Annotated in this window: 15 protein-coding genes; 10 read left to right on the top strand and 5 right to left on the bottom strand. The window is 66.1% G+C overall.

Annotated elements, in window-relative coordinates; all coding sequences use genetic code 11:
• Window position 1: 1 nt before the first annotated feature.
• The 10 genes from ACE3TQ_RS13365 to ACE3TQ_RS13320 all read left to right on the top strand — a co-directional run bounded on the left by ACE3TQ_RS13365 (window position 2) and on the right by ACE3TQ_RS13320 (window position 12,721).
• Window positions 2-337, top strand: coding sequence for a VanZ family protein (locus ACE3TQ_RS13365; protein ID WP_374582733.1), 336 nt, complete (start codon window positions 2-4; stop codon window positions 335-337).
• Window positions 334-1,107, top strand: coding sequence for a Crp/Fnr family transcriptional regulator (locus ACE3TQ_RS13360; protein ID WP_374582732.1), 774 nt, complete (start codon window positions 334-336; stop codon window positions 1,105-1,107). Before ACE3TQ_RS13365 ends, ACE3TQ_RS13360 begins: the two co-directional genes overlap by 4 nt.
• A 419-nt stretch (window positions 1,108-1,526) precedes the next feature.
• The gene (locus ACE3TQ_RS13355) at window positions 1,527-2,327 is read left to right on the top strand and encodes an ABC transporter permease (RefSeq protein ID WP_374582731.1); all 801 of its coding nucleotides are present in this window, start codon (window positions 1,527-1,529) and stop codon (window positions 2,325-2,327) included.
• Window positions 2,327-3,547, top strand: a complete 1,221-nt coding sequence (locus tag ACE3TQ_RS13350; protein ID WP_374582730.1) for an ABC transporter ATP-binding protein — start codon at window positions 2,327-2,329, stop codon at window positions 3,545-3,547. The genes ACE3TQ_RS13355 and ACE3TQ_RS13350 overlap by 1 nt, the downstream gene beginning before the upstream one ends.
• A complete protein-coding gene (locus ACE3TQ_RS13345; protein ID WP_374582729.1) occupies window positions 3,544-4,866 on the top strand; it encodes a class I SAM-dependent methyltransferase in 1,323 nt (440 codons plus the stop codon). Before ACE3TQ_RS13350 ends, ACE3TQ_RS13345 begins: the two co-directional genes overlap by 4 nt.
• Window positions 4,850-8,644 carry a glycosyltransferase gene (locus ACE3TQ_RS13340; protein WP_374582728.1) on the top strand — a complete coding sequence of 1,265 codons (3,795 nt, stop codon included), beginning with the start codon at window positions 4,850-4,852 and terminating at the stop codon, window positions 8,642-8,644. Before ACE3TQ_RS13345 ends, ACE3TQ_RS13340 begins: the two co-directional genes overlap by 17 nt.
• Window positions 8,638-10,341 carry a hypothetical protein gene (locus ACE3TQ_RS13335; protein WP_374582727.1) on the top strand — a complete coding sequence of 568 codons (1,704 nt, stop codon included), beginning with the start codon at window positions 8,638-8,640 and terminating at the stop codon, window positions 10,339-10,341. The genes ACE3TQ_RS13340 and ACE3TQ_RS13335 overlap by 7 nt, the downstream gene beginning before the upstream one ends.
• Window positions 10,338-11,294 (top strand): glycosyltransferase family 2 protein, encoded by a 957-nt coding sequence (locus ACE3TQ_RS13330; protein WP_374582726.1) that lies wholly within the window; start codon window positions 10,338-10,340, stop codon window positions 11,292-11,294. The genes ACE3TQ_RS13335 and ACE3TQ_RS13330 overlap by 4 nt, the downstream gene beginning before the upstream one ends.
• Window positions 11,281-11,694: a GtrA family protein gene (locus ACE3TQ_RS13325; protein WP_374582725.1), complete on the top strand. Its 414-nt coding sequence runs from the start codon at window positions 11,281-11,283 to the stop codon at window positions 11,692-11,694. The genes ACE3TQ_RS13330 and ACE3TQ_RS13325 overlap by 14 nt, the downstream gene beginning before the upstream one ends.
• Complete coding sequence (locus ACE3TQ_RS13320; RefSeq protein WP_374582724.1) at window positions 11,681-12,721, top strand: acyltransferase; 1,041 nt, start codon at window positions 11,681-11,683, stop codon at window positions 12,719-12,721. The genes ACE3TQ_RS13325 and ACE3TQ_RS13320 overlap by 14 nt, the downstream gene beginning before the upstream one ends.
• 8 nt (window positions 12,722-12,729) lie before the next feature.
• Here the strand turns inward: ACE3TQ_RS13320 and ACE3TQ_RS13315 are convergent, their stop codons facing one another.
• The 5 genes from ACE3TQ_RS13315 to ACE3TQ_RS13295 all read right to left on the bottom strand — a co-directional run bounded on the left by ACE3TQ_RS13315 (window position 12,730) and on the right by ACE3TQ_RS13295 (window position 19,015).
• On the bottom strand, window positions 12,730-13,620 hold the full coding sequence (locus ACE3TQ_RS13315) for an FkbM family methyltransferase (RefSeq protein ID WP_374582723.1): 891 nt from the start codon (window positions 13,618-13,620) through the stop codon (window positions 12,730-12,732).
• A 66-nt stretch (window positions 13,621-13,686) separates the two neighbouring features.
• Window positions 13,687-15,297: a hypothetical protein gene (locus ACE3TQ_RS13310; protein ID WP_374582722.1), complete on the bottom strand. Its 1,611-nt coding sequence runs from the start codon at window positions 15,295-15,297 to the stop codon at window positions 13,687-13,689.
• Window positions 15,298-15,300: 3 nt separating this feature from the next.
• The gene (locus ACE3TQ_RS13305) at window positions 15,301-16,236 is read right to left on the bottom strand and encodes a glycosyltransferase family 2 protein (protein WP_374582721.1); all 936 of its coding nucleotides are present in this window, start codon (window positions 16,234-16,236) and stop codon (window positions 15,301-15,303) included.
• Window positions 16,237-16,307: 71 nt separating this feature from the next.
• The gene (locus ACE3TQ_RS13300; RefSeq protein WP_374582720.1) at window positions 16,308-17,135 is read right to left on the bottom strand and encodes a class I SAM-dependent methyltransferase; all 828 of its coding nucleotides are present in this window, start codon (window positions 17,133-17,135) and stop codon (window positions 16,308-16,310) included.
• Window positions 17,136-17,590: 455 nt separating this feature from the next.
• On the bottom strand, window positions 17,591-19,015 hold the full coding sequence (locus tag ACE3TQ_RS13295; RefSeq protein ID WP_374582719.1) for a DEAD/DEAH box helicase: 1,425 nt from the start codon (window positions 19,013-19,015) through the stop codon (window positions 17,591-17,593).
• Window positions 19,016-19,032: the final 17 nt, after the last annotated feature.

Here is a 19,032-nt window from a genome sequence, read left to right as displayed (position 1 = left end):
AATGAATTGGGAAGTCGTGGTGTTGGCATTGGCAATGGCCGGTGTTGTGGCGGGCTGTTTGGCCCCCGCGGGTTGGCTGCCGGTGCTCAAGCACGACAAGCTGTTGCACTTCCTGGCGTTCGCGTTGCTGACGCTGCTGGCGTCGTTGGCGCTGGATGACTGGGCGCTGTGGCCTTTCTGCCTGCTGGGACTGCTGGTCCTGGGGTGGCTGATCGAGGTCTTGCAAAAGCTGGTGCCTGGCCGCAATTTCTGCTGGCAGGATATGGCTGCGAATGCGGCTGGCATTGCCAGCGCGGCGGGCGCGGTGCTGCTGATACGTGCGTTTTTAACTCTATGACAACAGGCAAGAAAAAACTGCAGGAAGTGGAAGACCTGGTGCCTCCGGCGGAGGCGGCCAAGGTGGCTGCTGCGCCTGCGGAACAGCAACAGGTTAACCTGCAGATCCACCTGCGCAAGATTCCGCTGCTGTCGGAGCTGAGCGACGAGGAGATCTTGCGCATCAAGCCGGACTTCCGTATCCGCCAGTATGCCAAGCGCGATATCGTGCTGCAGAAGGGGGCGCCGGGGGATAGCTTGCTGTTCCTGCTGAGCGGCTCGCTGCAGGTGGTGGATATTACCGAGGATGGCCGGGCGATCGGCTTGCGCATGCTGCAGCCGGGGGATTTCTTTGGCGAGATCGCGGTGATCAACGGTTCGATGCGCTCGGCGTCGGTGGTGGCGCTGACGCCGGTGCTGGTGGCGCTGCTGCCGCGCGCGACGGCGTTGCATCTGTTTTCGCATTCGCCTTCGGTGGCGAACCGGATGCTGCGATTCCTGGCGGAGAAGGTGCAGCGCGATTCGGAGTTCCGGGCGCTGCTGTCCATTCACAATACGGCGAAGCGGATTTATACCTTTATCGATCTGCTTAAAAAGCCTGAGGGGGATGGGCAGCAGGCGGTGGTGGAAAACCTGCCGACTCATCAGGATATTGCCAATATGATCAACACGAGCCGGGAAACTGTTACCCGGACTTTGCTGGCTTTGACCCAGCAGGGGATTATTCAGAAGGGGCAGCATCGGCTGATTATTGTGCGGCCGGATGCTCTGCAGAAGCTGGTGCAGTCTTGAACCCTGTCTGCTCGTCTGCTGGTGGTTTGGGTTGGGGGCTGTTGATCTTTTTCGAACGTCAAAGGCGCACAACCCTGCCACCGGCAGTTGAGCTGACAGGGGTCTGACCCTTGGGTCAGACCCCGCCCGTCGGTTGGGGTTTAGGTTGGGGGCTGTTGATCTTTTCAGAAGGTCAAAGGTGCACAACCCTGCCACTGTTAAACCCGGTAAAGCAGGGTCTGACCCAAGGGTCAGACCCTGTCTGCTCGTCTGCTGGTGGTTTGGACCCCGCCACCGGCGGTTGAGCTGACAGGGGTCTGACCCTTGGGTCAGACCCCGCCCTACCGGGGTTAAACGCTTACGTTTGGACACAATCCAACGAAAGTCGCAAAAGTTGCTGGTGGTATAATGCCAGCCTTTTGTTCAGCCCCCCTTCCCCTATGATTTCACGCAATATGCTGGGCGGGATCTGGCGTTATCGCGGCTTCATCAGCGGCAGCGTGAAACGCGAATTCCAGGCCAAGTACCGCAACTCCCTGCTGGGCGCAGCCTGGGCTATCCTGCATCCATTGGCGATGATCGTCGTGTACACGGTGATCTTCTCGCAAGTAATGGGCAACCGGCTGAAAGGCATCGACAGCGCCTTCGCCTACAGCATCTACCTGTGCGCCGGCGTGCTCACCTGGGGCCTGTTCGCCGAAATCACCGGCCGCTGCCAATCCGTATTTTTAGAAAACGCCAACCTGCTGAAAAAGCTGCAATTCCCGCGCATCTGCCTGCCGATCGTGGTGGTGCTCAATGCGCTGGTCAACTTCGGCATCATCTTCAGCCTGTTCGTCATTTTCCTGCTGATCTCCGGCACCTTCCCCGGCTGGATCTTCCTCGCCATGATTCCGGTGCTCGCGCTGCAGGTGCTGTTCTCGGTCGGCCTGGGCATGATCCTGGGCGTGCTGAATGTCTTCTTCCGCGACGTCGGCCAGTTCTTCACCATGGCGCTGCAATTCTGGTTCTGGTTCACGCCCATCGTCTACCCCGTCAGCACCCTGCCGGACGGCGTGCGCGGCTGGCTGGTGTGGAATCCCATGGCGTCCGTGGTCGCGGCCTACCAGGGCATCTTCGTCGCGCACAGCATGCCCGACTGGCGCTCGCTGCTGCCGGTGGCCGTGCTGTCGCTGGCGCTGTGCGCGATCGGCCTGCAACTGTTCCGCAAGCGTGCGGGTGAAATGGTGGATGAATTGTAATGGGCAGCATCGTCGTCAAAAACCTGGGCAAGGCGTACAAGACCTACCCTACGCAATGGGACCGGCTGGCCGAGTGGGTGCTGCCGGGCAAACGCCAGCGCCACAGCGTCAAGTGGGTGCTGCAGGACATTAACTTCCAGCTGGCGCCGGGCGAGGCGGTCGGCATCATCGGCATCAACGGCGCCGGCAAGAGCACCCTGCTCAAAATGATCACCGGCACCGCGCAGCCGACCACCGGCAGTGTGTCGATCAGCGGCAGCGTGGCCGCCCTGCTGGAACTGGGCATGGGCTTCCATCCCGATTTCAGCGGGCGCCAGAACGTGTACATGGCGGGCCAGCTGCTGGGACTGACGGCGGACGAAATCACCGCCTTCATGCCGCAGATCGAGGCCTTCGCCGAAATCGGCGACTACATCGACCAGCCGGTGCGCGTGTATTCCTCCGGCATGCAGATGCGCCTGGCCTTCAGCGTGGCCACCGTGCGCCGGCCGGACGTGCTGATCGTGGACGAGGCGCTGTCCGTGGGCGACGCCTATTTCCAGCACAAGAGCTTTGAACGTATCCGCGAATACCGCAAGCAGGGCACCACCCTGCTGATCGTCAGCCACGACCGCGCCGCCATGCAGGCCATCTGCGACCGCGCCATCCTGTTGGAAGGCGGGCGCCTGGCCAAGCAGGGCACGCCGGAGGAAGTCATGGACTTCTACAACGCCCTGATCGCCGAACGCGAAGGCACCACCGTGCGCCAGCTGCTGACCGGCGACGGGCGCGTGCAGACCAGCTCCGGCACCGGCGAGGCCACCGTGAGCGAGATCGCCTTGCATAACGAGGCGGGCGAGGCGAAGGAAGTGCTGAACGTGGGCGAGCAGGTCACGCTGCGCGTCAAGGTGAGCGTGAAGCGCGACGTGCCGCGCCTGGTGCTAGGCTTCATGATCAAGGACCGCCTGGGCCAGCAGATCTTCGGCACCAACACCCACCATATGCACCGGCCGCTGGAGAACCTGAAGGCGGGCGAGGAGCTGGAATACGCGTTCCGCTTCGCGCTCAACCTGGGCGCAGGCAGCTATTCCATCACGACCGCGCTGACCAGCAATGAAACCCACCTGGCCGACAATTTCGAATGGCGCGACCTGGCGTCCCTGTTCATCGTCATGAACATGAACCGCCGCCCGTTCATCGGCACCAGCTGGCTGGAACCCGAAGTGGAGATTTCACGTTGAACCAACCCTTCTACCGCGCCTTCGAGGACCGCTACCGCGGCTCGCGCGAGACCATCAAAGAGCGCCTGCGCGCTTACACGCCTTTCCTGCAAGCGCTGCTGGCGCAGTCCGGCGCCGGCGCCCGCGCGCTCGACCTGGGCTGCGGCCGCGGCGAGTGGCTGGAGCTGCTGGGCGAACAAGGCTTTGCCGCCAAGGGCATCGACCTGGACGAAGGCATGCTGGCCGCCTGCCATGAGCGCGGGCTGGACGTGGAGCTGAAAGACGCGGTCAGCGCGCTGCAAGCCGTGCCGGCGGGCAGCCTGGCGCTGGTGTCGTCCTTCCACCTGGTGGAGCACCTGCCGTTCGAGCTGGTGCGCGAGATGATCGCGGCCGCGCTGCGCGCGCTGCAGCCGGGCGGCCTGCTGATCCTGGAAACGCCGAACCCGGAAAACCTGACCGTCGGCGCCACCAGCTTCTACATGGACCCGACCCACCTGCATCCGCTGCCGCCCAACCTGCTGTCGTTCGCGACCGAGCATGCCGGCTTCCTGCGCAACAAGGTGGTGCGGCTGCAGGAAGACCCGCGCCTGCACACAGACGCGCGCCTGGGCCTGATCACCGTGCTGGAAGGCGTGAGCCCGGACTACGCCGTGGTGGCGCAAAAGCCGGCCGCCGAAGACACCCTGGCCGCCTTCGACGCCGCCTTCGGCAAGCAATACGGCATTGCGCTCGGCCTGCTGGCGCACCGCTACGAGGAACAGGGCGCGCAGCGCCACGGCGAAATCCACAACAACCTGGCGCGCCTGGGGCGCGAAAACGCGCAGGCCGCCGGCCAGCTGGCGCACCTGCTGCAGCGCGCCGACCAGCATGAGCAGCGTTTCGGCGCCAACGAACACCGCGCCGGCCTGCTGGAGCAGCGCATCATCGCCGCCGAGCAGCGCGCCGACATGTATGCGCAGCAGGTCATCGCCATGATGAACAGCAGCTCCTGGCGCATCACCAAACCCTGGCGCTACGTGGGCGGCATCGTGCGCCGCCTGAACGCGGCGCGGCGCGAAGGCCGCCTGCTGCAGGCGCTGAAGAACCGCGCGCGCAAGGCGCTGCACCGCACCGGCGGTTTCGTGCTGGGCAACCGCCGCCTGAAGTACATGGCGCTGTACCTGCTGCGCTTTACCCCGGGCCTGCGCCAGCGCCTGTACAACCTCATGCTCTCGCACGACGCGGCGCCAGCCCAGCCGCTGCTGGCCGAAGGCGGCTCCGGCCTGTCGCCGCGCGCGGCCCGCGTGCTGCGCGAGATGCAAGCGCTACAAGCAAGGAAACAAGATGCGCATCGTAATTGACCTGCAAGGTACCCAATCGGAAAGCCGCTTCCGCGGCATTGGCCGCTACTCCCTGGCGCTGGCGCTGGGCGTGGCGCGCAACGCCGGCCAGCATGAAATCTGGCTGGTGATGAACGGCGCCCTGCCGGCCGCCATCGAGGACCTGCGCGCCCAGTTCGCCGGCCTGGTGCCGCCCGAGCGCATGCGCGTGTTCGACATTCCGCACCCTTGCGCCGAAAAGCTGGAAGAGAACAGCCCGCGCGCGCGCGCCGGCGAGCTGCTGCGCGAGCATTTCATCGAGCAGCTGCAGCCCGACGCCGTGCTGGTGACCAGCCTGTTCGAGGGCTATGTGGACGATTCCGTGGTGTCGGTCGGCACCCTGGCCGGCGCCGCCCACACCGCCGTGGTGCTGTACGACCTGATCCCCTTCCTCAACCCGGCCGCCTACCTGGGCCAGCCGACCCAGCGCGCCTACTACGAGCGCAAGATCGCCTCGCTGCGCCGGGCCGGCCTGCTGCTGGCCATTTCCGACTATTCGCGCCAGGAAGCGATCGACGCGCTGCAGCTGGAGGCGGACAAGGTGGTGGCGATTTCCACCGCCGTGGACGACACCTTCCAGCCGGGCGAGCCGGATGCCGCGCAGCTGGCCGCGCTGCGCCAGCGTTTCGGCATCGTGCGCGAGCTGGTGATGTACGCGCCGGGCGGCTTTGACGCGCGCAAGAACATCGACGGCCTGATCACCGCCTTCAGCCTGCTGCCGCCGGCGCTGCGCGCGCGCCACCAGCTGCTGGTGGCCAGCAAGATCTCGGACCATGAACGCGGCAAGATGGAAGACCACGCGCGTGCGCGCGGCCTGGGCGCCGACGAGGTGATCTTCACCGGCTACATCAGCGACGACGAGCTGGTCACCCTGTACCGCAGCGCCGCCCTGTTCGTATTCCCGTCCAAGCACGAAGGCTTCGGCCTGCCGGCGCTGGAGGCCATGGCCTGCGGCGCGGTGGTGATCGGCTCCGACGCCACCAGCGTGCCGGAAGTGATCGGCACGCCGGACGCCCTGTTCGACCCGCTGCAGCCGGCCGCCATCGCGGCCAAGATCGCCGAAGTGCTGGAAAGCCCGGAACTGCAGCAGCGCCTGCGCGCGCACGGCAAGCTGCAGCGCGAGAAATTCAGCTGGGACCATTCGGCGCGCAAGGCCATCGCCGCGCTGGAGGCGCACCATGCGCGCGCCCAGGCGCAGCGGCAGGAACGCGACGCCGCGCTGCGCGCCGCCGGTGCGATCCCGGCCGGCACGCGCAAGCGCCGCATCGCCTTCGTCTCGCCCATGCTGCCGGAGCGCACCGGCGTGGCCGACTATTCGACCCGCCTGCTGCCAACCCTGCTGCCCTGGTTCGATGTCGAGATCGTGGTGCAGCAGCCGGAGGTGAGCCTGCCGCCGGAACTGCAGCACCTGCCGGTGCGCGACGCCGGCTGGCTGCGCGCCAACGCCGACCAGCTCGACCACATCGTCTACCAGATGGGCAATAGCCCCTTCCACAGCTTCATGCTCGACCTGCTGCGCGAGCATCCGGGCGTGGTGGTGCTGCACGACTTTTTCCTGAGCGGCATGCTGTCGTTCGAGCAGATGACCGGCCGCTCGCCGGACGTGTGGACGCGCGCCCTGCTGCAGTCGCACGGCTATGTGGCGGTGCGCGACAGCGTGGGCCCGGACGGCCACGAATTCGGCCGCCGCGAGTACCCGTCCAACCTGGAAGTGCTGCGCGACGCCGCGCACGTGATCGTGCACAGCGATTTCGCGCGCACCCTGGCGCAGCGCTGGTACGGCCCCGACGCGGGGCGCGACTGGAGCTACGCCCAGCTGCCGCGCGCGGTGCCGGCCGTGCACGACCGCGCCGCGGCGCGCCAGGCGCTCGGCATCGGGCCGGACGATTTTGTGGTGGCCAACTTCGGCTTCGTGGCGCCGACCAAGCGCTGCCACGAACTGCTGAAGGCCTGGCTGGCCTCCTCGCTGCACGCCGACCGCCAGTGCCACCTGGTGTTCGTGGGCGAGAACCATGGCGGCGACTACGGCATGGAACTGTCGTCCATCATCAAGGGTTCAGGCAGCGACCGCATCAAGATCACCGGCTGGACCTCGGACGAGGACTACCTGAACTACCTGCAGGCGGCCGACGTCGGCATCCAGCTGCGCGCCGATTCGCGCGGCGAAACCTCGGGCACGGTGCTGGACTGCCTGATCTACCGCCTGCCCACCGTCATCAACGCCAACGGCTCCATGGCCGAATTCCCGCACGACGCGCTGTGGATGCTGCCCGACAGCTTCAGCCAGGAACAGCTGGTGGAAGCGCTGGACACCCTGCGCCACCAGCCGGAGCGGCGCGCCGCGCTGGCCGCCGCCGGCTTCGCCCTGATGGGCACGCGCAACAGCCCTGAGCGTTGCGGCTGGCTGTACCAGCAGGCGCTGGCGCGCGACCTGGAGCGCCGCCCCGCTGGCCGGCGCGCGCTGCTGCAGGCGCTGCTTTCGGTGCCGGGCCTGGCGGCCGACGAGGCCACGCTGGAAACCCTGGCGCGCTGCGCCGCGCGCGCGCCCGACCCGCTGCAGCAGCGCCAGTTGCTGGTGGACGTGAGCAATATCGCGCGCCACGACCTGCGCACCGGCATCGAGCGCGTGGTGCGCCACCAGCTGCTGGAACTGATGCAGCTGCCGCAGACGCGCGGCTGGCGCGTGGAGCCGGTCTACTTCAGCGAGGAAGGCGGCACGCCGCACTACCGCTATGCGCGCCGCTACGTGACCGGCCTGCTCGGCATCGACCACGTGCTGCAGGGCGAGGACCCGCCGCTGGACCTGCAGGCCGGCGACGCCTTCTACAGCGCCGACCACACGCCGGTGCCGGTGATGGCGGCCGCCAGTGCCGGCATCTTCGCCGCGTGGCGCGCGCGCGGCGTGTCGATCCACTTCCTGGTGCACGACCTGCTGCCGGTGCTGCGCCCGGAATTCTTCCCCTTCCACACCGACCTGCGGCATGCCGCCTGGCTGCGCTGCATGGCGGCCGAGGCGGACAGCATGATCAGCATTTCGCAGGCGGTGGCCGATGAACTGGACACCTGGCTCACCGAACAGGAAGTGCCGCGCCGCCCGGGCCTGCGCCTGGACGTGCTGCACCACGGCGCCGACATCGTCGGCACCGTGCCGGAGGCGCAGCAGGACAGCGAGCTGCTGCAACAGATCGCGGCGCGCCCCAGCTTCCTCATGGTCGGCACGATCGAGCCGCGCAAGGGCCACCTGCAGGCGCTCGACGCCTTCGAGCAGCTGTGGGCCGCGGGCGTGGACGCGCAGCTGGTCATCGTCGGCAACGAAGGCTGGAAGCCGCTGCCCGAACATGAACGCCGCACCATCCCGCGCATCATGCAGCGCCTGGGCAACCACCCGGAACGCGGCGGCCGCCTGCTGTGGCTGACCGGCATCGACGACGCCACCTTGCAGCAGATCTACCTGGCCAGCGCCTGCCTGCTGGCGCCGAGCGAAGGCGAAGGCTTCGGCCTGCCGCTGATCGAGGCCGCGCGCTACGGCTTGCCGCTGCTGGTGCGCGACATCCCGGTGTTCCGCGAAGTGGCCGGCGCGCGCGCCGCCTATTTCAGCGGCATGCAGGGTGAGGACCTGGCGCAGGCCGTGCGCACCTGGCTGGCGCAGCATGCCGAAGGCCGCCACCCCGACCCGGCCGGCATGCCGTGGCGCACCTGGCGCGAGAACGCCGAACAGCTGCTGACGCTGATCGAACAGCGGAAAGGCGCCGCATGCTGAGCCAACGCATCCGCCCCCACGGCCGCCCGCTGTTCACGCGCGCCGGCGTGGGCCCCGCCTGGCTGCAGGCGGACGGCATGGCCGGCCTGCTCGCAGCGGCCGCGCTCGCGCTGCTGTACGCCTGCTGGATCTATCCGCCCGGCTTCCTGCTGGGCACCTCGCCCTACTGGGGCCAGCTTGACACCGACATCACCCAGTACATCGCCGGCTACAACGCCTACGCGCGCGAAGCCTGGCACTGGCCGCTGTTTCGCATCGAATCGCTGAACGCGCCGGAAGGCACGCTGACCACCTTCGTCGACGCCATCCCGCTCTACGCGCTGGTGCTGAAAGCCCTGGTGGGCGGCGCCGACGCCGCCTTCTGGAACCCGTTCGGCCTGTGGATCGCCCTGTGCTACCTGCTGCAAGGCGCCGGCGCCTGGTGGATCTGCCGCGAAGCCGGCCTGCGCTCCTGGGCCACGCTGGGCGCCATGACGCTGCTGCTGGCCAGCTTCCCCGCGTTCGGCTTCCGCGTCAGCCACGTCAGCCTGATGTCGCAATGGCTGCTGGTGTTCTCCTTCGCCCTCTACCTGCGCAGCTCGCGCCGCCACACCTTCTCCTGGCTGGGCTGGACCGCCCTGGTGCCGGTCGCCTTCTACACCAATATCTACCTGGTGGTGATGGTGTGCCTGGTGTTCGGCGCCGACTGGCTGCGCTTTGCGTGGCAGGAGCGCTGGCAGCGCACGCTGCGCAACCTGGTGCTGCCCTTCCTGGTGCTGGGCACCAGCCTGTTCGCCACCATGCTGCCGCTGGCGGCCGGCGGCGTGGGCCGCGAATGGGGCTTCGGCTTCTACTCCATGAATGTGCTGGCGCCGCTGGCCGGCGGCCAGCTGCTGCCCTTCGCGGCGGCGGTCGCCACCGACGGCCAGGGCGAAGGCTACAACTACCTGGGCCTGGCCGTGCTGCTGGCCTTCCCGCTGCTGCTGGCCTGGCGCCTGGCGCGCGACAAGACTTTCCTGCTGCGCCACTGGCCGCTGGCCCTGGTGCTGCTGCTATCCTGGCTCTACGCGCTGTCGAACCAGGCCTTCCTGGGCAAGCAGGAACTGTTCACCTGGCACGTGCGCGAATGGATGCTGCCGATCACCAGCCAGCTGCGCGCCTCCGGCCGCTTCTTCTGGACGGTCGGCTACGCGATGGTGATCTTCGCCGTCATCGGCCTGCACCGCCGCGCACCGGCCGCCTGGCGCCCGGCCGTCATCGGCGCCGTGCTGGCCCTGCAAGCATGGGACCTGGGCCCGGCGCACGAGCTGCTGCGCGTGAAATCGAACCAGTCCTCGCCGGCGCCGATCAGCTACGCCGCCTGGGACCGCGCCCTCGGCCCCGACGTGCAGGCGCTGAACGTGTACCCGCCGTTCCGCTGCGGCACGGTGCAGCCGCACAAGACCCTGCTGCCCCTGATGTACTATGCCTCGGAACGCAAGCTGGCCATCAGCACCGGCTATATGGCGCGCACCCAGCGCCCGTGCGACAACTACGCACAGGACATTGCCGCGCGCGCCGCCAGCAGGCAAGGCCCGGCGGCGCACGCCGCCTACGTCTTCGCGCAGGCCGATTTCCCCGACCTGGCCGCCGTTGAGCAGCTGTTCGGCGCCCTGCCCGTGCAATGCGGCGCCGTCGATTTTGCCTGGGTCTGCAAGCCCAAGGAGAACAAGCCATGAGCAAACTGATTTCCCTGGTCGCCCCCTTCTACAACGAAGAACGCGGCGCCGCCGCCTTCTTCGAACGCGTGGCGGGCGTGATCGCCACGCTGCCGCAGTACCGCTTTGAAGTGATCGCCGTCAACGACGGCAGCCGCGACAACACCCTGCGCGAACTGGAAGCGGCGCACCGCCGCTACGACTTCGTGCACGTGGTCGACCTGTCGCGCAACTTCGGCAAGGAAGCCGCGCTGACCGCCGGCCTGGACCGCGCCAACGGCGACGCCGTGGTGCCGATCGACTCCGACCTGCAGCACCCGCCGGAACTGATCGCCGAGATGCTGGAGCAATGGAACAAAGGCGCCGAAGTGGTGCTGGCGCGCCGCAACGACCGCGTGACCGACGGCCAGATGCAAAAGCTGTCGGCCAACTTCTTCTACCGCATCCACAACAAGATTTCCGACATCGACATTCCGCCGGACGTGGGCGACTTCCGCCTGATGGACCGCGCCGTGGTGCAGGCCCTGCGCCAGCTGCCGGAAAACCGCCGCTTCATGAAAGGCCTGTTCGCCTGGGTCGGTTTCCGCACCGTGACCGTGCCGTACGACGTGGAAGTGCGCCACTCCGGCACCACCAGCTTCAATATGTGGAAGCTGTGGAACTTCGCGCTGGAAGGCATCACCAGCTTCAGCACCGCGCCGCTGCGCATCTGGACCTATATCGGCGCCGCCGCCTCCGGCCTGGCCATGCTGTATGCCGCCGCCGTCGTCATCAAGACGCTGGTGTGGGGCATCGACGTACCGGGCTACGCCTCGCTGATGGTGGCCGGCCTGTTCCTGGGCGGCGTGCAGCTGGTCGGCATCGGCGTGCTGGGCGAATACGTGGGACGCATTTACAGTGAAGTGAAACGCCGGCCGGTCTACCTGGTGCGCGAAGAACATCCGCGACGGGACCAGCACGATGCCGCAGCTTAAAGCGCGCGTGCGCGAACTCGCCGCGCGCTACCGCCAGGTATTCGCCTTCATCTTCGTCGGCGGCTTCGCCACTGTGCTGCACTCCGGCACCGTGGTGCTGCTGGTGGAAGCTGCGCTGGCGACGCCGGTGCCGGCGCACGTGGCCGGCTTCTTCCTCGCCAACCTGTTCTCGTATTTCGCCAACAGCAGGCTGACCTTCAAGCAAAGCCCGAGCTGGCAACGCTACCGCAAATTCCTGGCGGTGTCGCTGGTCAGCCTGGGCCTGACCATCGGCCTCTCCAGCCTGGCCGAAGCCATGCGCTGGCACTACCTGGCCGGCATCGCCATGGTGATCGCCGCCGGCCCGGTGCTCAGCTTCTTCCTGCATAAAACCGTGACCTTCCGCCGTGCAAAAAACTGATCGCGACTACTCGCTGGACTTCATCCGCCTGGTGGCCACCTTCATGGTCATCTGCATCCACGCCTCGACCAAAGGCTTCGGCAGCATCGGCCAGCCCCACTGGTGGGGCGTGAACGCCTGGGAGAGCGTCTCGCGCATTTCGGTGCCGCTGTTCTTCATGGTCACCGGCGCCCTGGTGCTGCAGAAGGAAGTCACCGTGCGCAGCATCCTGTCGCGCACCTGGCGCGTCGCCGTGCCGCTGCTGGCCTGGTCGGTACTCTACCTGTGCTGGTTCGTCTCCATCGGCGAGCCGCAGTTCGTCCACCTGCCGCTCATCGACTGGCTGCCGCGCATCCTGCAGGCGCCGGTGGTCGGCCACCTGTGGTACCTGTACACCCTGATCGGCGCCTACCTGTTCCTGCCGGTGATGGCCGGCTTCTTCCAGGCCAACCGCCTGCCGACTCTGCTCTTCGTGCTGGGCGCCTGGTTCATCGGCGCCACCATCGTGCCGACCGTGTTCGGCCTGACGCAGCGCGAATACCTCGGCATCAACTGGGGCTTCCTGCCGCTGTACGCCGGCTACATGGTGCTGGGCGCCACGCTGTACCGCAAGGTCAGTTTCGCCCGCTCGCCGCTGCCATGGGCCTGCGCCGTGTGGGCCGGCAGCACCGCAGCCACCGCCTTCCTCACCTGGCAGCACTCGCTGCGCGTGGGCCAGCCGCACGAGCTGTTTTACGTGTACTCCTCACCGTTTGTCGCGCTGGGCGCCTGCGCCGCCTTCATCGCGCTGCGCGAACTGCACGGCAAATGCCTGGCCGGCCGCGCCTGGGCCGGGCGCGTGCTGGACCGCTTCAGCCCCGTGAGCTTCGGCATCTACCTGGCGCATGTCTGGGTGCTGTACGTGCTGGACCGCTACGAGATCGACTTCAACTTCACCAACCCGTGGCTGGCGATTCCGCTGCTGACGCTGGCCGCTCTCGCCCTGTCCGCCGCCCTGATCGCCATCGTGCGCAAGATCCCGCTGCTGCGGGCCATCGCCCCCGCCTGAGGCAGCGCTCAGGCGCGGCCGACCAGGCCTTTCACACCCCGGATCGCGCGCCGCACGAAACGGCGCGCACCGCTACCGCTGTCCGCCGGGCCGCCGTAACCGTGGCTGTAGCGCGCACGGAAATGCTCCAGCTGCGCCTCGTCGAAGGCGCACACGATATTCAGGAAACGCAGGCCCAGGATGTGGTGGTACATGACCGCATAGCTCTCGCCGGAGGAATGCAGGTCGAGGTACTCATTGCCCTCCACCGCATACAGCAGCGGGAAGGTAGCGCGCAGCTGGTCGAAGAACTCCGGCACCGAAGTGCGCTGGAACGCATTCAGGCACCAGTGGTTCAACTCCAGCACCACCACCGGCCGGAAACGCTGCAAGGTCTGCTGGCCGCCGCGCAGCACATGGCCCTCGAAGCCCTCCACATCGATCTTGATGAAATCCAGCGCCTGCAATTCAAGCGACGCCGCCATCCGGTCCAGGGTACTGATCTCGATCTGCTCGCTGCGGTGGTCCGAGTTAGCCTTCTCACGGTCTGAAACGAAGGCGCCGGAACGGTTGTTCGGCGCGAAAGTGATGGTGCTGCTGCCCGCCTCCGCCCCCAGGCCCAGGTTATGCAAAGCCACATTGGCGCCGGCATTGCGCCCCACATTACGCTGCAGGTAAGCAAAGGTGCTGGGCGACGGTTCGAAAGCATGCACCTGGCGGAAGCAATCGCTGAACAGCACCGCCGTGCAGCCGATATTGGCACCGATATCGAAAGCCACCTTGCTATCCTGCGCAAAGCACTGGAACAGCCGCACCATGGCCGGCTCGAACTCGCCGCGGATATGCTCCAGGTAATCGTCGTCCGAGCTGATCTTGCACTGCTTGCTGCCGATACGTACATCTACTTCGCGTGCATCCATGGTGGTCTCTTCAAAAAATATGGAACAAAAACGCGGGAATCTTAACCGCCCGGGCAGCAAGGAAATCTATTCAATAATCACCAGCTCGCACATCGTATAAGGCGTGCGCACGTTGCCGATATGCGCACCGTACTGGCGGCAGGTGTGCGGCGACGCCTGCAAGCCATAGCGCAGCAACTGCGGCTGGGCGAGTTCCAGCGTCGGCATCGGACCTGGGCCCATGATCACATAGCGCTGCGGCCGCTGCTGGAGCACCTGTTTAGCGCGCGCCACATAGCCCGGCGACTCCGGGAAACCGGCGCTGAGCGATATGAACACCACCTCCTTCGGATAGAACGGCACCAGCCAGCCCAGCGGCGGATCGGCCGCCAGCGTCACCACCGCCGTCGCCGCCGGCGCCTGCAGCTTCGGCTGCTCGACATGGAACGGCTCCCACGGCCGCCCGGCATGGCCCCATTGGCCGCGCGAAAGCAGCGACAAGCCGCCCAGCAGCACGCAGGCCAGCGCCAGGCGCCGGCCGCGCTCGCCCGGCAGCAAGGCCGTCAGCGCCAGCCAGCAGAGCAGCGGCGCCAGCAATTCCTGCGGCACCAGGTAACGGTAAATGCTGAACAGGTTCAGCCACAACAGGTAGGCGATGCCGGAAAAGGCCAGCACAAAAGCCGTCCCGCCCTGGCCCGCCAGCGGCCCCGGCCGGCGCCGCCACACAGCCCGCAGCGCCAGCACCAGCAGCACGATGCCCAGCACATACAACAGCGGCCACAGCAGGTGGCGGAACGGCAGCTCGCTGATACGGCGCGGGTCCAGCAGGCAAATGAAAGGCCACAGCACCCGCTCCAGCAAGGACTTGGGCAGCCAGGCCGTGTCACCGATGCCGACCGGCGCCGCCAGCGGACTGCCGAACAGGTTGTTAAATTGCGGGAACAGCGGATTGCCGAACGTCTGCCACATGCGCCAATACCAATGGCCGGCCGCCAGCGCCATCCCGCCCAGCACCGCCCAGCCATACAGCCAGGCCGCGCGCACGCGCAGCCACGGACGTCCCGGCAGCACCAGCAACGCCAGGCACAGCGCCAGCGCATAGGTCGCGTTGGTCAGCTTCAGGCCCGCGCCGATGCCCAGCAACAGCCCCGCGCCCAGCACATGGCGCGTGGACGGCACCTGCCAGGCCGCCCCATCCGTGGTCGCACGCGCCCCGCGCACCGCCACCAGCAAGCCACCCAGCACGCACAAGGCAGTAGCATTGTCGCCCATGGTGTTGCCCAGCTGGCTCAGGAAAGCCGGCCCCAGGCAACCCAAGGCCGCCAGCAGCAGCGCCAGGCCGCGCGCCGGCTGGCCATCGCGGCGCGGCAGCAGCGCCACGCCCAGCAGCGCCAGCAGGACGAAGTTCACGCCGTGCAGCAAGCCCATCAGCAAGCTGGTCAGCGGTGCCGGCAAGTGCATCACCAGGCCGTAATACAGCAAATCCAGGGTCGGGTTGAAATAGCCCTGCCACTGGCCCGGCGCCAGGTCGACGCCGACCTTACCGTTCAACAGCGAGTACGGGCCATACAGGTGGTAGTTGCGCAAATCCCAGTTTGCATCCTGCCCCAGCACCATCGAATACAGGCCCGCCAGCAGCACGCCCAGCAACAGCGCCCGGCGCCAGCCGGCGGCATCGATCTCGCGCAAGGCCCGCATGGCTTAGCGGCGCGGGCCGGGCACGGCCAGGTAGGCAAAGCGCTTCGCCTCGATCCGGCCCTTGGTCACGGTATCCAGGATCAAGCCGCAGGACAGCAGCACAACACCCAGCAGCACCAGGCCCGTGCACAGCACAGCGGTCGGCAGGCGCGGCACCAGCCCCGTTTCCAGGAAAGTCGACAGCAACGGCAGCGCCAGCAGCAAAGCCGCCAGCAGGCTCGCCAGCGCAGCGGCGCCAAAGAACTGCAGCGGACGCTCGTTCTTGTACAGTTTGATGATCATCCACAGGATGCGGATACCATCCCGATAAGTATTCAGCTTGCTGAAGGAACCCTCCGGACGCGACTTGTAGACAGTCGGCACCTCCGCCACCGGCATGCGCAGCTCCAGCGCATGCACGGTCAGCTCGGTCTCGGTCTCAAAGCCCGCCGCATGGGCCGCGAAAGACTTGGCATAACGGCGCGAGAAAACGCGATAGCCGGACAGCATATCGGTAAAGGTATTGCCGAACACGGTCGCCACGCAGCCGGTCAGCAAACGGTTGCCGAAACGGTGGCCGAAGCGGTACGCCTCGCGCTCCTCGGTCACGCGCGTACCGACCACCATATCCAGGCCCTCATCCAGCAGCTTGGCCGCCAGTTGCGGCGCCACGCTGGCATCGTAGGTATCATCGCCATCGACCATGATATAGATGTCGGCATCGACATCGGCAAACATGCGCCGGATCACATTGCCCTTGCCCTGCTGGGCCACGCGGCGCACGATAGCGCCAGCCTGCAGCGCCACCTCGACCGTACGGTCCTTCGAATTATTGTCGAAGACATAGACTTTCGCCTGAGGCAGGCAAGCGTTGAAATCGCGGATGATGTTAGCGACGGTCAGTTCTTCGTTATAGCAAGGAAGCAGGATCGCAATATTAAGGTCGGCAAGCTGTAGCACGGGCACATTCTATGAAGGAATAAGTGTGCCGGATTCTACCTTGAAATCTTTTCAAAAACAGTAACAGCTTGTCAGCGCTTGGCAAAGATGCAGACCATGATATCGCTAGGGAACAGCTTCGCCAGCGGCATGACGACGGCCCGCACCACCACATACTGCAAGGCAGCCTTGAGCGGATGGACCTGTCCCACCATGTTCAGGCGCTGCCACAGGCCCTCCGATGTCGCCACCGCCAGCTCATCGCTATGGCGCAACTCGAAGCCCTCGCTCTGCACCAGCCGCGCCAGGTTATCGGGCGCGAAATAATGCACATGGGGCGACGGCAGGCCCACCTGCCACAGACGATCGAACAAGCCGCGCAGGCCAAGGCGCGCCATCAGCTTCGACAAACGGTAGAACAGGCCACGGCTGCTGGGCAGGTTCAGCACCAGGATACCGCCGGAAGGCAAGCGCGCATGGCAATCGCGCAGGGCCGCACGGATATTGGGAATATGCTCGATGACATCGTTAAAGACGATCACATCGAAGCACTCGCCGGGCTGCAGCACTTGCGGGAAGAAGCCGACCCGCGGCTGATGGCCGCGCGCCACGCTGCGCCGGGCCACGGCCTCGTCCGGCTCCACCCCATGCGCCTCGAAGTGCTCGGCCGCCACATCCAGGAACCAGCCATGGGCGCTGCCGACATCGAGCAAGGTGCGGGCCGAAGGCGAGGCATGCTGGCACGCCAGGGCGACGACGCGGCGGAAGTTCTGCTGACGCAAGGTGCGCAAAGCGATCTCGCGCGCATCCTCATCGATCATTGCCTGGGTTTCGGCATGGTTAATAGCCGCGCTCAAGACCGCGCTCTCATAGGCGCAGCTGCGGCAGGTCATATGCCAGGCCGACAGCCCAGCGCTCATTGGCGAGTTACATACTGTGCAAGTCATCGGACAACGATAACATAGTTCAGAAATTAAAAGCTCACGAATACTCACGAGAAAAACCGGTGCCAAAAACCGGTGCCAGGTCTGTCATTCGGACAGCCGAACCACTTCTTTGATCTTCCTCAATACGGGAAAAGCACGATTTTCAGGTATTGAGGAATATCAAACTTTGCGCGTGCGTGTCCGAATGACAGACCTGGCACCGGTTTGGGAGAAGAAAACCGGTGCCAGGTCTGTCATTCGGACAGCCGAACCACTTCTTTGATCTTCCTCAATACGGGAAAAGCACGATTTTCAGGTATTGAGGAATATCAAACTTTGCGCGTGCGTGTCCGAATGACAGACCTGGCACCGGTTTTGGGCAGCGGGTTTTGGCGAAGGGAAAAAGAAAAAGCCCGCTGGCGGGCGGGCTTTGGTGGGGGACCGGGGGCTTAGCCCTTCGGCAGGCCGCCCAGCAGGGCGGCGATCTTCTGCTTGGGCTTGGCCGGGGCGGCCGGGGCGGCGGCGGCCGGGGCGGCGTTGCTGCGGGTCGGTTCGTATGGCTTGAGGAACCATGGGTCGACTTTCTCGCGGCGCGGGGCCATGCCGCTTGGGGCGCGGGCGCTGCTGCGCTCGTACGATGGGCGGTCGGCGGAGGTGCGGTCGCGGCGCCGCTCGCCGTGCCGTTCGTCGCTGCGGAAGCCGCCCGGGACGAACCCTTCCAGCGTGCCGCGCGGTACGGTCTGCTTGATCAGCTTTTCAATGTCGGCCAGCAGGCGTTCGTCTTTGTCGGAGTAGATCGAGATGGCGTCGCCCGAGGCGCCGGCGCGGCCGGTGCGGCCAATGCGGTGCACGTAGTCTTCGGCGTTGTACGGCAGGTCGAAGTTGATCACGGCCGGCAGGTCGGAAATGTCGAGGCCGCGCGCGGCGACGTCGGTCGCGACCAGGACTTCAATCTCGCCTTTCTTGAACGCGTCCAGCGCCTGCATGCGTTCCTGCTGGGTCTTGTCGCCGTGGATGGCGGCGGCTTTCATGCCTTCCGTAACCAGGCCGCGCGCCAGGCGCGAGGCGCCGATCTTGGTGTTGGAGAACACAATCACCTGCTTCAGGTCGCGCTGGCGCAGGATGTGGGCGACGGCGTCGCGCTTGTGGTCTTCGTTGACCTTGTACACCACCTGGGTCACCTTGTCGGCGGTGGCGTTGGAGCGTGCGACTTCGATCGAGATCGGGTCGGTCAGGAAGCTGGAGGCCAGCTTCTTGATCTCGGGCGAGAAGGTGGCCGAGAACATCAGGTTCTGGCGCTTCTTCGGCAGCAGGTTGATGATGCGCTGCAGGTCGGGCAGGAAGCCCATGTCCAGCATGCGGTCGGCTTCGTCCATCACCAGCATCTGCACCTGGCCCAGCGAAATATTCTTTTGCTCGACGTGGTCCAGCAGGCGGCCCGGGGTGGCAATCACGATTTCCACGCCACTGCGCAGCTTTTCCGTCTGCGGCTTCATGTCCATGCCGCCGAACACGACGGTGGAGCGCAGCGGGGTGTGCTTGCAGTAGGCCGCCACGTTTTCCGCCACCTGCACCGCCAGCTCGCGGGTCGGCGCCAGCACCAGGGCGCGCACCGGGTGGCGCGCCGGGCTCATCGACGTGTTCGCGTGCGCCAGCAGCAGCTGGATGATCGGCAGCGAGAAACTGGCTGTCTTGCCGGTGCCGGTCTGGGCGGCGCCCATCACGTCGCGGCCCTGCAGCAGGATGGGGATCGCTTTCGCCTGGATCGGCGTCGGGTGCACATAACCCTGCTCGGTCAGGGCGCGCTGGATTTCCGGCGCCAGGCCGAAATCGGCGAAACGTACTTGCTCAGGAGTGTTCTCAATGTCAGACATACAATTCTTTAATTAAC

Source organism: Pseudoduganella sp. (assembly GCF_041914865.1).
In the GTDB taxonomy this organism is placed as follows: Bacteria; Pseudomonadota; Gammaproteobacteria; order Burkholderiales; family Burkholderiaceae_D; genus Rugamonas.
This window is presented reverse-complemented; position numbering and strand designations above follow the sequence as displayed.

What these genes read in the sequence shown, in the direction of transcription:
- ACE3TQ_RS13330 (WP_374582726.1), top strand. Translation starts at nt 10,338, where the DNA reads ATGAGCAAACTGATTTCCCTGGTCGCCCCCTTCTACAACGAAGAACGC.
- ACE3TQ_RS13300 (WP_374582720.1), bottom strand. Translation starts at nt 17,135, where the DNA reads ATGAGCGCTGGGCTGTCGGCCTGGCATATGACCTGCCGCAGCTGCGCC.
- ACE3TQ_RS13335 (WP_374582727.1), top strand. Translation starts at nt 8,638, where the DNA reads ATGCTGAGCCAACGCATCCGCCCCCACGGCCGCCCGCTGTTCACGCGC.
- ACE3TQ_RS13310 (WP_374582722.1), bottom strand. Translation starts at nt 15,297, where the DNA reads ATGCGGGCCTTGCGCGAGATCGATGCCGCCGGCTGGCGCCGGGCGCTG.
- ACE3TQ_RS13350 (WP_374582730.1), top strand. Translation starts at nt 2,327, where the DNA reads ATGGGCAGCATCGTCGTCAAAAACCTGGGCAAGGCGTACAAGACCTAC.
- ACE3TQ_RS13315 (WP_374582723.1), bottom strand. Translation starts at nt 13,620, where the DNA reads ATGGATGCACGCGAAGTAGATGTACGTATCGGCAGCAAGCAGTGCAAG.
- ACE3TQ_RS13365 (WP_374582733.1), top strand. Translation starts at nt 2, where the DNA reads ATGAATTGGGAAGTCGTGGTGTTGGCATTGGCAATGGCCGGTGTTGTG.
- ACE3TQ_RS13325 (WP_374582725.1), top strand. Translation starts at nt 11,281, where the DNA reads ATGCCGCAGCTTAAAGCGCGCGTGCGCGAACTCGCCGCGCGCTACCGC.
- ACE3TQ_RS13355 (WP_374582731.1), top strand. Translation starts at nt 1,527, where the DNA reads ATGATTTCACGCAATATGCTGGGCGGGATCTGGCGTTATCGCGGCTTC.
- ACE3TQ_RS13295 (WP_374582719.1), bottom strand. Translation starts at nt 19,015, where the DNA reads ATGTCTGACATTGAGAACACTCCTGAGCAAGTACGTTTCGCCGATTTC.
- ACE3TQ_RS13360 (WP_374582732.1), top strand. Translation starts at nt 334, where the DNA reads ATGACAACAGGCAAGAAAAAACTGCAGGAAGTGGAAGACCTGGTGCCT.
- ACE3TQ_RS13340 (WP_374582728.1), top strand. Translation starts at nt 4,850, where the DNA reads ATGCGCATCGTAATTGACCTGCAAGGTACCCAATCGGAAAGCCGCTTC.